General features: G+C 36.6%; 10 protein-coding genes. 2 read left to right on the forward strand and 8 right to left on the reverse strand.

The window, feature by feature from the left end; translation table 11 throughout:
- Window positions 1–11: 11 nt before the first annotated feature.
- Together SJY44_RS09375 and SJY44_RS09380 are read right to left on the reverse strand one after the other, a co-directional pair.
- A complete protein-coding gene (locus tag SJY44_RS09375; RefSeq protein WP_396589508.1) occupies window positions 12–3365 on the reverse strand; it encodes a tetratricopeptide repeat protein in 3354 nt (1117 codons plus the stop codon).
- Window positions 3366–3515: 150 nt separating this feature from the next.
- A complete protein-coding gene (locus SJY44_RS09380) occupies window positions 3516–3935 on the reverse strand; it encodes a DUF2141 domain-containing protein (protein WP_396589509.1) in 420 nt (139 codons plus the stop codon).
- 210 nt (window positions 3936–4145) lie between these two features.
- On the opposite strand from SJY44_RS09380, the gene SJY44_RS09385 reads away from it, so the two are divergent.
- The gene (locus SJY44_RS09385) at window positions 4146–6308 is read left to right on the forward strand and encodes a carboxypeptidase-like regulatory domain-containing protein (protein ID WP_396589510.1); all 2163 of its coding nucleotides are present in this window, start codon (window positions 4146–4148) and stop codon (window positions 6306–6308) included.
- Between the two features lie 13 nt (window positions 6309–6321).
- On the opposite strand, the gene SJY44_RS09390 is transcribed toward SJY44_RS09385, so the two are convergent.
- Window positions 6322–6744 (reverse strand): DoxX family protein, encoded by a 423-nt coding sequence (locus SJY44_RS09390; protein ID WP_396589511.1) that lies wholly within the window; start codon window positions 6742–6744, stop codon window positions 6322–6324.
- 156 nt (window positions 6745–6900) lie between these two features.
- Window positions 6901–7380: a GNAT family N-acetyltransferase gene (locus SJY44_RS09395; protein ID WP_396589512.1), complete on the reverse strand. Its 480-nt coding sequence runs from the start codon at window positions 7378–7380 to the stop codon at window positions 6901–6903.
- A 311-nt stretch (window positions 7381–7691) separates the two neighbouring features.
- Here SJY44_RS09395 and SJY44_RS09400 point away from each other — a divergent pair, with 311 nt between their 5' ends.
- Complete coding sequence (locus SJY44_RS09400; RefSeq protein WP_396589513.1) at window positions 7692–9470, forward strand: type IX secretion system membrane protein PorP/SprF; 1779 nt, start codon at window positions 7692–7694, stop codon at window positions 9468–9470.
- Between the two features lie 8 nt (window positions 9471–9478).
- Here the strand turns inward: SJY44_RS09400 and SJY44_RS09405 are convergent, their stop codons facing one another.
- From SJY44_RS09405 to SJY44_RS09420, 4 genes are all read right to left on the reverse strand, one after another.
- Window positions 9479–10090, reverse strand: a complete 612-nt coding sequence (locus tag SJY44_RS09405) for an FMN-binding negative transcriptional regulator (RefSeq protein WP_396589514.1) — start codon at window positions 10088–10090, stop codon at window positions 9479–9481.
- Between the two features lie 106 nt (window positions 10091–10196).
- Window positions 10197–12227 carry a S9 family peptidase gene (locus SJY44_RS09410; protein WP_396589515.1) on the reverse strand — a complete coding sequence of 677 codons (2031 nt, stop codon included), beginning with the start codon at window positions 12225–12227 and terminating at the stop codon, window positions 10197–10199.
- Window positions 12228–12348: 121 nt separating this feature from the next.
- Window positions 12349–13671 (reverse strand): MBOAT family O-acyltransferase, encoded by a 1323-nt coding sequence (locus SJY44_RS09415; RefSeq protein WP_396589516.1) that lies wholly within the window; start codon window positions 13669–13671, stop codon window positions 12349–12351.
- Window positions 13672–13767: 96 nt separating this feature from the next.
- A complete protein-coding gene (locus SJY44_RS09420; RefSeq protein ID WP_396589517.1) occupies window positions 13768–14814 on the reverse strand; it encodes a hypothetical protein in 1047 nt (348 codons plus the stop codon).
- Window positions 14815–14818: the final 4 nt, after the last annotated feature.

Here is a 14818-nt window from a genome sequence, read left to right on the forward strand (position 1 = left end):
ACTAAAACCAATTACTTCTGATCCATTACCGTTACGGATTGCCAATCTTTAGGAGCTCCAGATTTAGCATATTTTTTGGCTTGTTGATGAAAGTATTGTGTAACCTGGTCATTGGGGTTTTTGGTCAATACTTTTTTAAATGCCTTGGCAGCTTCAATAAACTGATGGTCAAAGAACAAGCTTACACCATTGTTATAGTTTGAAAGAGTTTTCAATTTTAAGGAAATGCTATCAACACTATCACCATCAATACATTCATAAATGCCAATAGCCTTTTGTTTACCTTTTACCTTAACCTTTCCTAAATACCTAAAGTTAAAACCAGATGAATCTTTCATCGATTTTAAAGAATTCTCACTAATAATGATATTGGCTCCATAATACTTAGTCACCCCCTCGACCCTTGCGGCACTGTTTACCGTATCTGCAATAACAGCGGGGTCATTTCTATTGACGTCTCCAATAATCCCCATAATTAAAGGACCTGTATGAAGGCCCATACCAACAGATAATGGTTTATATCCTTTTTCTTCTACCCGTCTCTTGTTATATAAGGAAAGAGTTCTTTGCATTTCAATAGCGGCATCTAAGGCATGCTCCGCTTGGTATGGAAACAAGGCCATTATACCATCACCCAAGTATTGATTAACAAAACCTTCATTCTCTCGTATTAATGGCCCCATGCGACCTACATATGCGTTTACGAACTTAAAATTCTGTTCAGGGGTCATATCTTCGGCAAGAGAAGTATAGTCTCGGATGTCTGAAAACAGTACCGTTACCTTTTTTTCAATATGGTCACCAAGTCTAACATCTGTAATGGATTCCTTGCCCACAGATTTCACAAATTCAGAAGGAACAAATTTTGAAGTGGCCCTGTGAATAGTATTTAGATTGATATGTATTTTAATTCTACTTAATAATTCATTCTTGGAGAAGGGTTTGGTCAAATAATCATTAGCGCCAGAATTAAACCCAATTACAAGTTCATTAACCGTATTCTTGGCAGTAAGAAGAATTATGGGCAAATAACAGGCACTAAATTGTTCTCTTATTTTTTCGCATACTTCATATCCAGAAATACCTGGCATCATCACATCAAGAAGCACTAGGCTATAAGAAGTTTGCTCTTGTAATAATTTTAAAGCTTCCTTTCCAGAACTAGCCTCGGTAACATCATAGCCCGCTACTGTTAAATGATTCTCCAATACCCGTCTGTTGACGGGTTCATCATCAACAATAAGTATTTTAAGAGCTTCATCATTGGATTTCAATTTTTGTTTAGCGGGCATCAAATCTTCTTTAGAAGCACTGAGTGTATGCACAAAATCTGATGAGGTGTAATTCTTTTCTTTAATGTCATCTCGCTTTTCGTTGCTAATGGGCAGCGTGAAAGAAAAAATGGAACCTTTACCTTCTTCGGATGTAACATCTATAGTCCCACCATGAAGTTCCACAAGTTGTTTTGTTACAGAAAGGCCTAGTCCAGTTCCGCCAAATTCTCTTTGTGTGGAGCCATCCGCTTGCTCAAAAGAATTAAAAATGGTCTCTAACTTGTCTTTTGGAATACCAATACCGGTATCAGAAACTGATACGGAAAGCATATCCTTTTTTGTTTCGGTAAGAAGCGTTACATATCCTTTTTGGGTGAATTTAATGGCATTTCCAATTAAGTTGTGCATAATCTGTTGCAACCTGTTTTCATCTGCATTCACCAAAGGCACTTCTTTTGGAATTGAATTGATAAGTTTTATTTTTTTATCCTTTATCATTGGGTCGGACAATTGCAGTACAATTGTTGAAAGGGCATAGATGTCAACAGGGCGTTGAGAAAGGATGAGGTCTTTGTTTTTGAGTTTTGAAAAATCCAAAATATCATTTACCAAATGTGAAAGCCGTTTTCCGCTATTGGCAATCATATCCAGATTTTCTAATGCAACCTTTGGAAGCTTACCTGCAATACCATCTTTTAAGGATTCAGTTAAACCAATTATGCCTACCAGCGGTGTTCTTAGTTCATGAGAAGTGTTAGCGAGGAATTGATCTTTTAATTGGTCTACTTGCTTTAGTTTTTGAACTACGTCACGTTCCTTCTTTAATTCTTGTGTTTTTTGTCGGGAACGCCAATAGATAATGCCAAAAAGCAATATACCAAGTCCACCGAAAAGAAAAACATAGAATTTTGTACGCTGTTTATTTAAATCACGTTCAAAAGCAACTTGTTGTGCTGTTTGCTTTCTATGAAAAGCAATGCTATCTGCCAATTGTTCCTTTTCAAATTGATATTGTAACTCATTTCGAGTGATTTCCTCTGTTCTGTTCTTATTGAACAAAGAATCTTTGAGCGTAGTAAATCTTTTATAAAATTCTAGTGACTTATTTGTGTTTCCTAACCCTTCCCACGCCAAGCTAAGACATTCGCAGGCTTCTTCTTGAACCAAAAGGGCACCCATTTCTTCTCCTCTGGCTAGACTTTCCGCACAATCTCTTTTAGCCAGCTGGTATTTTTTCTGATTTAAATAGGTTTTAGCACGATATAGATATGTTGTAGCAAGACCTTCATTATCCTGAATTTCAAGTTTTATGCGTAAACTCCTATTTAAAAAGTCAAGTGCTTTTTTGTAATTTCCTTTTTCATTATACAATGAACCTATATTGGCATAAGCTCGGGTCAAGGATATTTTATCATCGACTTTTTCTGCGGTCTCAATACTTTTCATTAGGTATTGGAATGATTGGTCATACTTTTTTTGATTGCCATAGACAAGAGCAATATTGTTATAGGCGGCAGGTAGTGATCTAGGATTATCAAGTTCCTCTTTAAGTTTTAAACTATATAAATAATACTCGAGAGCTTTTTCATTGTTCTTTTGCTCAATAAATACGTTGCCAAGATTATTGGTTACACGTGCCAATGCTGGTTTGTCATCAAGTTCTTCAGAAATCTTAAGCCCTTCCAACAAGAATGATATGGATTGCGTATAATTTCCTATTTCATAATGAATTGTTCCTATATTACTCAAAGTAACAGCAATATCCTTTTGACTTTCCAACTTTTGGGAAAGAACCAAACTTCTATTGAACCATACTAATGCATCTTCAAGTTTTCCTTGAACGGCGTACGTATTTCCAACTAATCGAGTGGAAGTAGCTTCCCATTTTAAGTTTTTGTTTTCTTGAGAAAACTCAAGCATTTTTTTACCGAATGTCCGGGCAGAATCCAGATTTTGTCGAAAACGTAAAATAAAAGCATCATACCCAGCTTCTAATCTAATAGTGTCCTGTTTAGAAGTATCTTCCCAAACAGTCAGTAAGCTGTCAAGATGCTTGTTCTGTGCCTGGACAGTATTGAATGCCAAGCACATAATAAGAATTATGTGGTTGAGTTGTTTGATAGTATTGGTTTAAAATGGTTGGTAAACAAGTAACTAAATGTAACGTTTAATGGGCATAGGACAAAATGAAAAGGGCTTGCCAATGGCAAGCCCTTTATTTGATTGATGAATTATTGTGTGTTAGAATCTAATTTCAAATTCTAAATTTTCTCCATTAGTTTCAAATTTTGCTGTTGAAAAATTAGGTGGTCCAGAGGACATTGCATTACCAGATAGTCCGTAGCTTTCTTTTGGCATTCCGTTTTCCTCAAAATCCATTCTACGATTTTCATTTGCATCATGCAGCGCCATGATTGCATAGGTCCCTTGAGGTACATTTTCAAAAGTGAAGGATACAGCTCCGTTTTCAATAGTACCTTCTAAATTCTGGATACCAGGTCCTTTCATAAATGTATCGGCAGTATGCAGGCTGACCATTACCTTACCTTCATTACTGGTAATATTGTTAATAGCAACTTTGATGTTGGTACTGGTGGCTTCTTGTGCGTTACTTAAAAAGCTTACTAGGATAAGAGCTAACGTTAGTGTTACAGTTTTCATAATGATTGTTTTTGATGTTATTGATACCCCAAATCTCCTACAAAGCTGTTTGTTTCAAAATTTCAATCTACCGAAGTGTCATTTTTTTGGACTGAATTGTGATTTAAAAATGGATGAACAATTCATCATTAAAAATCCACAGTTGAGCATTGTTGATTGGTGCGGCAAAACACATAGAGGCATTTTTGTGGCATCAAATAACGAACAGTCATGAAAAACCAACTTTTTTTACTTATCACTTTATTTAATTTCAGTTTTTTAGTAGCACAAACAACAGTTTCAGGAGTTGTCACAGATTCAAAGAACAATCCAATTGCAGGAGCCAATGTATATTTAGAAGGTACGTATGATGGAGCCTCTACTGATGAGAATGGTAAGTTCAATTTTGAAAGCACAGAAACGGGAACTCAAACTTTAGTAGTTTCTATGTTATCTTATGACCCCCATTATGAAATTGGTGATATCACCTATTTTAAAGATATCAAAATCAGTTTAGTAGAATCGATAAATGCTTTGACCGGAGTAACTTTGACCGCTGGTACTTTTGAAGCTGGTGATAATTCCAAAGTTTCCGTATTAAAACCATTGGATATTGTTACAACTGCTGGTGCTGTTGGCGATTTTGTAGCGGCATTACAAACTTTACCGGGTACAACATCTGTAAATGAGGACGGAAGACTTTTTGTTCGTGGTGGTGAAGCAGGTGAGACCCAGGTGTTTATAGATGGCTTACGGGTTTTTCAACCGTTTAATGCAACAGCTAATAATATTCCAACAAGGGGACGGTTTTCCCCATTCCTTTTTAAGGGAATTACTTTTAGTACCGGAGGGTACTCGGCAGAATATGGACAAGCATTATCCAGTGTGTTGTTATTGAATACCACAGATGTTCCCGTTCAAGAAAAAACAGATATTTCCATTATGTCCGTTGGCGGGGGACTCGGGCATACAAAAATTTGGGGCGATCAGTCTTTAAGCATAAATACATCTTACATAAATCTTGCACCTTATGAATCCCTTATACCTTCTAACCAAGGGGTAAGGTGGAATAGCCCTTATGAGTCCTTAGCTGGGGAAGCTGTATTTAGAAGCAAGGGGGATAAAAGTATGTTTAAACTCTATTCAGGTTTTAACTATGCCAATTTGGATATAGAGCAGGAGGATATCAATTTTGAAGATTTTGTACAGTTTAAATTGAAGAACAACAACCTATATTTTAATTCATCATATAAGTACTTTTTTGATAATGATTGGAGCTTGACTTCAGGAGCCGCTGTTTCCTGGGATACCAATGACATTGGGTTACAACAAGATGATATTGATACTAAAGAAACGGCTTCTCATATAAAGATTAAGGCCAAAAAAATCTTTAGCAGCAGGTTTAATCTGAACTTTGGTTCGGAGTTTTTTATAACTAACTATGATGAGACATTTAGTGCTCCTGATGGTTTTGTTTTTGAGAGCAATTATGAAGACAAGCTATGGGCTGGGTTTGCTGAAACAGACATCTTTTTAAGCAACCAGTTTGCCATGAAGTTAGGAATAAGAGGAGAGCATAGTTCATTGCTTGAAGATTTTACAATTTCACCTCGAGTATCTCTAGCATATAAACCTGGTGACAAAGGCCAATTTTCATTGGCGTATGGTGACTTTTATCAAAATCCATTGACAGAGGTTGTCAAGTTTGGACAACCTGTAGATTCTGAAAAAACATCTCATTATATATTAAACTATCAATATGTTGGAGATGGTAAAACTTTTAGGGCAGAGGCTTATTATAAGGATTATGATAATATGATAAAATATGACACGGAGTTACCGCAATTCGATTCCACTTTTGAGAATTCGGGTAGCGGATATGCTTCTGGATTAGACATATTCTGGAGAGATAATAAAAGTATTAAATCCTTGGATTACTGGGTTTCCTATTCCTATTTGAATACTGAGAGGGATTATAGAAACTTTGAAGAAAGAGCAACCCCTAATTTTGCGCCAAAGCATAATTTATCCGTTGTTACCAAGTATTGGGTAGAAAAACTAAGGTCACAAGTAGGGCTTTCATATTCTTATGGCTCAGGAAGACCATATGATAATCCCAATACATCGGAATTTTTGGCCGAAAAGACCAAAGCTTTCAACAATGTGAGCTTTAACTGGGCCTATTTAATTGATCAACAAAAAATCCTATACTTTTCTGTGAGCAATGTTCTTGGATTTAATAACATCAATAATTATCAATACGCAAACACTCCAAATATGGACGGTGTTTTTGACAGGCAGACTATTAGACCGGCCGCTGACAGTTTCTTTTTTGTAGGTTTCTTTTGGACTATAAGCAATGATGGTAAAAGTAATCAGTTGGATAACCTATAGTCCAAGGCTAAAGTTACTTTTGCATTTTTAGATAATAATCTGCAGAGTGTTTTCCAGACCCATAGACCAAGAAAAAAATGCAAACCAATATGGCTATTGTTGCCAAGATTAAATTAGAGGTGTTCATTTCTCCCATGAAATTGGTTAAAATAGCACCAAATAAAATAGGTAACTGGGCAAATACTGCCCATCTGGTCAATAAACCAACAACGATTAAAAACCCTCCAACAAAATGAGCGGGTGCTATATAGTGCAGAAGAAGCATACCGCCCGGCATTTCTTGAAATGGCCTCACCACTTCGGCCATCTGTTCATGATTGGTCATAAATTCAACACCCTTTAAAAAAAGAAAAACTCCAAGAGCTACACGTATTAAATCTAGCGGGTAATACGTATGGGAGTTGGCCCATTTGTTTAAATCCTTTACAGTTCCCATGGCTAAAAAATTTATAAAGTGAATTCTATAATATACTCATTTTTAACGAGATATGAAAATTTAGCAATTGAAATCAATGTGGGCACTTATGTTGATATCAATACAGGAATTGATTGTAAATAGTTACTGCGAGTGTATCTCTATGAATATGTGGTGTTACTGATTCTTAAGGTTAAGTTCCATTTGAATATCACTGCGCTCATAAGGAGAAGTGGCCCCTACAATTTCTGTAAATCCTAATTTAAGATATAAACTAATAGCAGGTTTTAATACCCTGTTACTCTCCAGAAATATTCTTTTTGCCCCTAAGGATTTTGCTTTTTCTATGATATGGTTGCCCAAAAGTTTCCCTATGCCTTTACCTTGAGTTTTGGGAGAGACTCCCATTTTTGCCAGTTCATAATCAAACCCTTCATAAGTAGTTTTTATTAAAGCGCATACTCCTACAGGCTCTTCATTAAGTAAGGCAACAGCAATATAACCTCCCTTGTCCAAAATGTATTCCTTGGGATGGTTGAGTGAAACTTGGTCCATTTCCTCCATCTTAAAGTATTTGGTTATCCATTCTTCATTTAAAGTTTTAAATGCACTGCTATAAACTTCAGAAAAGGGAACTATTTTAGGTAACCCACTCATAATATGTGGCAAAAAAATGGTTATGAAGAACAAAAATAGGGAGAAATCAAGAAGAATTTGTAGGAAAGTAAATCTATCAAGAATACTTTTTTTAGGAGAAAACAGCCAATTTTTTTTGATTAATTACGTTTATAATCAGGCAAACCCTGTGTTTTAACGATAAAATTGGGTTTTTGCCGATAAAAAACGTATTATTACATTAAAGTTAATAGTAAAACTCTTACAAGCATCCCAAATCTTGCTAATGAGACTAGACATAAAAAACATACCTGGTTCCCTCAGGTTATTTAACCTACAAACACCATTTAGCTATGGACGTAAAACTACCCCTATTTTGCAAAGCCATCAGTCTGTTCCGTTTTGAACGGATTTTCTATCTTATTATACCATGTTTGTTTTTCGGCGAAGTAAACGCGCAGGAGAACAATCCGTATGTCAGCTATGATGTGCCTTTCCAGAACTTATTAAAATTCAATAGGTTTTTGATTAATCCTACTTTCTCTGCAGTAAGAGAGGATAAGTCATATGTAAACCTTTTTCATAGAAGTCAAGGCTCTGATTTTAACGACAACAACCAAAATTACTTTTTAAGCTATAGTGGTAAGATTAATGACCGCGTTGGTATGGGAGTTAGCCTCTATAATCAACAAGAAGGTGTTATTTCTAATCTGGGCGTTATGGCCAACTATTCTCATGGTATTCAATTAGGTCAAAAAAGCAACCTTAGCTTTGGAGTTAACATTCCTTACTATGTAAGTAGTTTTGATCCAGATAGGGCTATTGCTTTGGATGATGACCCTTTATTGAACGATGCAACACAGAATTCCATTATATCATTTCAACCAGGACTTAATCTTTCTTTAGGAAAGTTTGATTTTGGGGTATTTGCGCAAAATTTAGTTGATTACAACATTAAATCTGGAAAATCCTTGACCGATTTTAACGAAAAGACGTTTTCGGGACATATCCAATTTGCCCATGAGTTTGAAAACGGTGCTGGGATTTTTGAGGATGGAAGATTACTTCCTCTGGCAAGAGCTCGGTTTGAAGGGGATGAAGACCCAATTTTTGGAGGAGGTCTTATTTTGGATTTGCCCAAATTGGGATGGATTCAAGGTGGGTACGACCAGTTGTATGGAGCTTCCGCGGGAACAGGGTTTAATTTGAACAGAAGACTTTCATTCGGTTACAATTTTGAAAAGAACTTAAATAACAATCTTATTGATTTAGGGGTAACCCATGAGATTTCCATTGCATTCTCTTTTGTTCCGTCACTCACAAGAAACACATTAGCTTCTAATGAGGAAGGGTCTACACAGAAACCTATAGAAGGAACTTTTGTGGCTGATATCAAGGAGAGTAAAAAATCAAAAAAGAACAAACTGAATGCTGAAACTACGCTAAGGCCAACAAATAAGGAAGATTTAGCTTTTTGGGAAGAGCAGGTTAAAACCTTAAAAGCTCAACAAGATGATAACTACGCAGTAATCAGTGAATTGATTTTTAAAATGGATTCATTGGAACAAAATAGACAGCGCGATTTAGAAAAACGTTTTGAAATGGTGATGCGTATGGTAAAGCGCAAGACGGATAACGACTTACCTGATATTGAGGCCAACGCGCAAAAATTGTATTTGGCAAAAAATGAGGATTTAGATTCCATTGCCAAAACTTTTGAAACAACGAGTTTGGCCGAAAATTCAAACACCAAAAAAATACAACGGAAGACAGAGAAGAAGAAAGAGAACGGAGCTTTTACAGGAGGAGCCTTTAAACCAATTGAAAAATTCATCAATTTAGATGGAGTGGGAAAAGGGCATTACATTGTAGCCAATGTTTTTAAAAATGAACGTTACTTAAAAAGCTTTATGGAAAAACTTAAAGCTAAAGGCTTAAATGTAGAATCATTCAAAAACCCTGATAACAACCTTAACTACGTGTATCTGGCAAAATATCAAGAAAACGAAGATGCCTATGCTGCTTACCGTTCACAAATGAAAGGTAAGTATACGGATGAAATTTGGATTATGCATGTAGATAACCCACGCTATTCTAACTGGGCAGATACTAAGTATCAAGACAATGAGTAATTAATTTTTCAGTCTTTGGAATCACCCATCTTTTGTGCAATCGCTTGACTACCGGCATCCTGTATCTCTGCAAGTTCTGAAGCGATTTTGGGATGGTCTTCAACCCGTGTTTGCGAAAGTTTAAATGCAGCTTGAATGTCCGTGATTTCAATCTGAAAACCTATTATTCCTTTAACCTGTCTTAGGGTTTTAGGAGACATATCATGAAGGGAAATAGGATTTATAGAGCCCTTTTCATACTTATCCACCAATTTGTGAAGAGATGCCATGGTTTCGTCTTCGTCAAGAATTTTCAATTTTCCATATACATGCACAGCTATATAATTCCAAGTAGGCACTTCCTCTTCCTTATACCAAGAAGAAGATACATAAGCATGAGGACCGTTAAAAATACATAGGACTTCCGTACTAGCATCAAAAGCTTTTCCTTGAGGGTTAGCTTTTGCTATATGACCCACCAGAATATCTTTTCCCTTATTGTCTTTATCCAGTTCCAAAGGAATATGGGAAGCCCAAGGTTTTCCATCAACTTGGTTTACCAAAATACCAAAACTGTTATGAAGCAAGAAATCTTTGACTTCCGTTAAGTTTTCGTTTTTATAATAATGGGGAATGTACATTTTGGAAATTTAATTTTAGAAAACACTATGGTCTTCATGCATTGGCATGAAGTTATACAAGACTAGAAAAATAGTTTTCGAATTTATTTGAAAACCGTTTATTTGGTTATTCAGTTTTTTTATACTTCTCAAACCAAGCCAAAATACTGGCAATCTTTGCAATAAGATTACTTGGTTTATTTGCAATACCGTGAGAAGCACCTGGAATACGAACCATTGCGGTTTCCACACCTTCAAGTTTTAAGGCAGTATAAAACTGTTCTGACTCAGCAATTGGAGTTCTATAATCTTCTTCACCAGTGAGCAACATAGTCGGCGTTGTAACATTGGCCACATAGGATAGGGGAGAACGTCTAAAATAGTTCTCTGGATCCTCCCAAGGCTTTTTACCAAACCAATATTTAGAGAAAAAAGCAGCGCCATCCGCATAAAGAACAAAGCTTGTCCAGTTAATTACCGGTTTAGCCACTACAGCTGCTTTAAAGCGATCTGTTTTACCAACAATCCATGCTGTTAATACGCCACCACCGCTACCACCGGTAACAAAAAGGTTTTTGTCGTCTATGTAGCCTTTTTTAATTACTGCATCTACACCGGACATTAAATCTTCGTAATCGTGGTTAGGATAATCATGGTGTATCAAGTTGCCAAACTCTTCACCATAACTCGTACTCCCTCTTGGATTACTGTATAGCACTACATAACCTGCTGCTGCGTACGCTTGGATTTCTGCTGAGTATACGGAACCATAACTAGCAAAGGGACCTCCATGAATTTCTAAAATGAAAGGATACTTTTTAGAAGGGTCAAAATTAGGTGGTGTTACAACCCAACCTTGAATTTTCCTTTGGTCATAGGATGACTCCCACCAGATTTCTTCTACATTCCCCAGGTTTTTAAATGAGAATAAATCGTCATTGACAAAAGTGATTCTTTTGGAACCTTTTTTGTCGTAAATTCCTAAATCTGCTGGATGTTGGGTGCCGCCCAAAGTATATGCCAATCTATCTGTGCTGGAAACAGTATATGTGGCTGCGTTATATGGTCTACCTAAAGACAATCCTCCCAAGCCGTCAACTTTGTCGGTGACGGATCCAGAAAGGGTCATATAGCCAATTTTAGTATCCCCTTTATCATCATACTGAAAATACAGGCCTTTTCCGTCTTTTGCCCATTGAATATTAGCAATGTTTCTATCAAAACCATTGGATATTTGCTGGGAATTAGCTCCAGAGACATCCATAACATAAAGCTCATTCAATTGATACCCTTGCAATTTGTCATCAAGGCCCAAATAAGCAATTTTTGTTCCATTAGGTGATAAGGCAGGTGATTGGTCCGGGCCATATCTATTGGTAAGTGCCATTACTTTATTATCTGCCAAATTCAACTCATATATCTCACTATTGTTTGGTTCAAAAGCTTCATCAGGATTAAAATTAGCCGAAAAATATAGTTTGCTACCATCTTTTGACCAAATTGGTGTACCGTGGTCATACGCCGTATTTGTTAGTTGTTTTGGTGTACCTCCAGTTATTGGTAGTGTAAAGAGCTGCATGTTACCTCCTTTGATATAACCTTGACCATCTCCACGGTAATTTAGTTTGTTAATATAGGTAGGAGGCTTGTTCCATTTAGCGCCTTCAGGTTTTGCGGGCATTTTTACTATAGATTCTTCTTTTTTTGGCACAAACATATTGAATGCCAAGTAGCGGTTATCATACGACCAAGAAACTTGTCCAGGAGCTTTTGGTGTATTGGTCAATGGAGCGGTCTCCCTAGTATCCATCCACATAAGATATAGTTTCATTTTACTATCCTCACCATTAGACATAAAAACTATTTTCTTTCCATCATGGGACCATCTTGGGGAAAAATCATTTTGGTTTCCTGTGGTCAAAGGGCGATTGTTGGAACCATCAAAATTTACCATCCATAAATTAGAAAGATTCTTGTCGGTCATGACATCTTTAAAGTTTCGGACATAGATAATTTTGTTTCCATCCGGAGAGATTTGCGGATCCGAAACATATTCCATGTTAAAAATATCGATAAGTTCAAGATTGGATTTTGTTTGACCAAGTGCAATTTGGCCTAAAAACAACAGAACGATAATGCCTTTTAAAGATGTTTTCAAAGCGATTGATTTAAGAAGTTTTAAGGGGAGTTAAGATACGTATTAAATTAAAAGATGGGATTCTTTGCGAGCTGCTTTTTTAAGCTCACCTAAAACCCCATTTTTGAAGACTATTTTCACGTTAAAATTGAAAATAAATAAATTGTTCTCCACTGCCTTGTGCAATACAGATAAGAAAAAACATCGCTGCCCAACATACACCCAATAACCACGCTGGGGTTTTTTTACTTACCGTTTTCATGTTGGTATTGCGCATTAACCAATGGCATATAAAGAGTATTATTACCACGATAAATACTTTTAAAATATCAAAAAGACCTAATATCTTAGCACCTTCATCATTCATAAAAAGCATGGAGGCAATCATATTTTTAGCAGTTGAAAATTCTCTTGCCCTAAAAAACACCCAGGTAAAATTAACCAAGGTGTAGGTCAATAAGGCTAACAGAATCCCATTCCATGCGTTTAGTTTAACGGTAAATACATTTTTAAGAAGTCGTTCCACTATAAGATAAGTGCCGTGTAATGCACCCCAAACAACAAAGGTCCAAGCCGCGCCATGCCAAAGTCCGCCCAACAACATGGTGAGCATCAAGGCAACGTACATTCTTGTAATACCAAACCGATTACCACCCAGGGGAATATATAGGTAATCCCGAAGCCAACTGGAGAGTGAAATATGCCAACGTTTCCATAGGTCACGAAATCCAATAGAAGCATAGGGAAACATGAAATTATCGGGAAGAACAATACCAAGCATTAAGGCGATACCAATAGCACAGGTTGAATACCCGGCGAAATCGAAAAATATCTGTCCTGAAAAGGCAAGTGTTCCAGACCAAGCATCCCAAAAGTTTAGAATTTCCTTTGAACCAAAAATGGTATCCGATGTACTGGATAATAAAGTATCTGCCAGCACCACTTTTTGAAATAAACCAATGGTGAGTAAAAACAATCCCCAAATAAATTGCTTTGCGGTAGCTTTTTTGGCTTCATAAAATTGACTGATTAGATCCTTTGCCCTAACAATTGGTCCTGCCACCAATTGTGGAAAGAACGTTACATACAGAGCAAAGTCTAAAAAGGTTTTGGCAGGGCCAATTCTTTTCTTGTAAATGTCTATGGTGTAGGACATAGTTTGAAAAGTATAGAACGAAATACCCATTGGTAGGATGATATCCATAGGTTTGGCTTGAAAATCCCAACCAACACTATTGGAAAGCAATACAAAGTTTTCCAACAGAAAATCTCCGTATTTAAAGAAGGCTAAAAAACCAAGGTTGACCACCATACTCAATAGCAACCACAGTTTTCTAACTTTTGGCCGTTCTTCTTTGGCCAATTTGTTACCTGCTGTCCAATCTACCATGGTGGAAATCCATAAAAGTAAAATTAGAGGAGGGTTCCATAAGCCATAAAAGACATAGCTAGCCAGTAGGAGCATTAGTTTTTTTTGCGTCCAATTGAATAAAGGAGCATAATATAGAATCAATACTACCGTCAGGAAGACGATAAATCCTAGAGAATTGAATAACATATTTTAGTTGGTTTTTTGTAAAAGGTTATCTTCTATTAGTTTGTTTACCAAGGCTTTGGTGTATGTTTTTGAGTCTTCAGCATTCATATGTGACCAATCTGGCAAGGTAGGTTTGGACATAAAGTCATAATTTTCAAAATGGTAAGCAGGACAATTCATTTGTTGAACAAATTTGTCCCATACCATACTTTTTGGCAGTATTCTTTTTGTGTGCTTGTTCCATCCGTTCTCCGCCTTATGTCTGATCAGGATAAGTTTACCTCCTCTTTCTTGGAATTTTTTTGCTGCTACTTCATATTTTTTAAGAATGGCTGGAATCCCGTCTTTAATGATTTCATAATCTGGAATATGGGGCAAGAAGGAATTCCAAACCTTTTGCACTTTCTCTGCAAACTCAGGCTTTGTTACCATTAAAGGGAACATAATCAAATTTCTATCCTCATCATTAGCGCTAAACTTTAAAAGTTTAAAACGGTTGTCAGGTCGCTCATCTGTGGCGATATGAATTGTTTTTAGAAGTGATTTTAAATCGAGGTCATTGTAAAACTCCAGCTCTGATGATGTCAGCATCACCAAATGACGTTCTAAGGGTTTTGAAACCCAAAAACCTAGTTTTTGAGCATAGGTTTGGTTGTGATAATGATTTACCCATATTTTGGCCTCTAAATTTCTTTGTTCCACTCCTGGCGAGAAGCAAAGGAGTGGGGTGATTCCCAAGATTAAGGTTCCATTGAAATTAGTATTTTCAACAATGTCTTCGAAGAATACCAATGGCGGTTTGCCGTCAGTTGCGAGGTTAATAGGTTTAATACCTTGGGTCTCTTCCCAAACATGGGTGTTAAAATCAAACGCGGTTCTAGAAGAACCAATAATAACAATATCCCTCTCGGTAGCTGATTCTACCTTTGCTCGGTGCTCTGCCCATAAATATCTATCGTCTTCCAAATTGGCCTTATAATAATCTGGTTTGGAACGCCAATATGCTTCCCATGCAGCTAATCCTATTAGGCCAAGTATAATTGCTATTAAAAATGATTGCTTTAGGTTCATGTAG

This window comes from Allomuricauda sp. R78024 (assembly GCF_044596045.1).
Taxonomy (GTDB): domain Bacteria; phylum Bacteroidota; class Bacteroidia; order Flavobacteriales; family Flavobacteriaceae; genus Flagellimonas.

What these genes read in the sequence shown, in the direction of transcription:
- SJY44_RS09375 (WP_396589508.1), bottom strand. Translation starts at nt 3,365, where the DNA reads ATGTGCTTGGCATTCAATACTGTCCAGGCACAGAACAAGCATCTTGAC.
- SJY44_RS09380 (WP_396589509.1), bottom strand. Translation starts at nt 3,935, where the DNA reads ATGAAAACTGTAACACTAACGTTAGCTCTTATCCTAGTAAGCTTTTTA.
- SJY44_RS09385 (WP_396589510.1), top strand. Translation starts at nt 4,146, where the DNA reads ATGAAAAACCAACTTTTTTTACTTATCACTTTATTTAATTTCAGTTTT.
- SJY44_RS09390 (WP_396589511.1), bottom strand. Translation starts at nt 6,744, where the DNA reads ATGGGAACTGTAAAGGATTTAAACAAATGGGCCAACTCCCATACGTAT.
- SJY44_RS09395 (WP_396589512.1), bottom strand. Translation starts at nt 7,380, where the DNA reads ATGAGTGGGTTACCTAAAATAGTTCCCTTTTCTGAAGTTTATAGCAGT.
- SJY44_RS09400 (WP_396589513.1), top strand. Translation starts at nt 7,692, where the DNA reads ATGGACGTAAAACTACCCCTATTTTGCAAAGCCATCAGTCTGTTCCGT.
- SJY44_RS09405 (WP_396589514.1), bottom strand. Translation starts at nt 10,090, where the DNA reads ATGTACATTCCCCATTATTATAAAAACGAAAACTTAACGGAAGTCAAA.
- SJY44_RS09415 (WP_396589516.1), bottom strand. Translation starts at nt 13,671, where the DNA reads ATGCTCCTACTGGCTAGCTATGTCTTTTATGGCTTATGGAACCCTCCT.
- SJY44_RS09420 (WP_396589517.1), bottom strand. Translation starts at nt 14,814, where the DNA reads ATGAACCTAAAGCAATCATTTTTAATAGCAATTATACTTGGCCTAATA.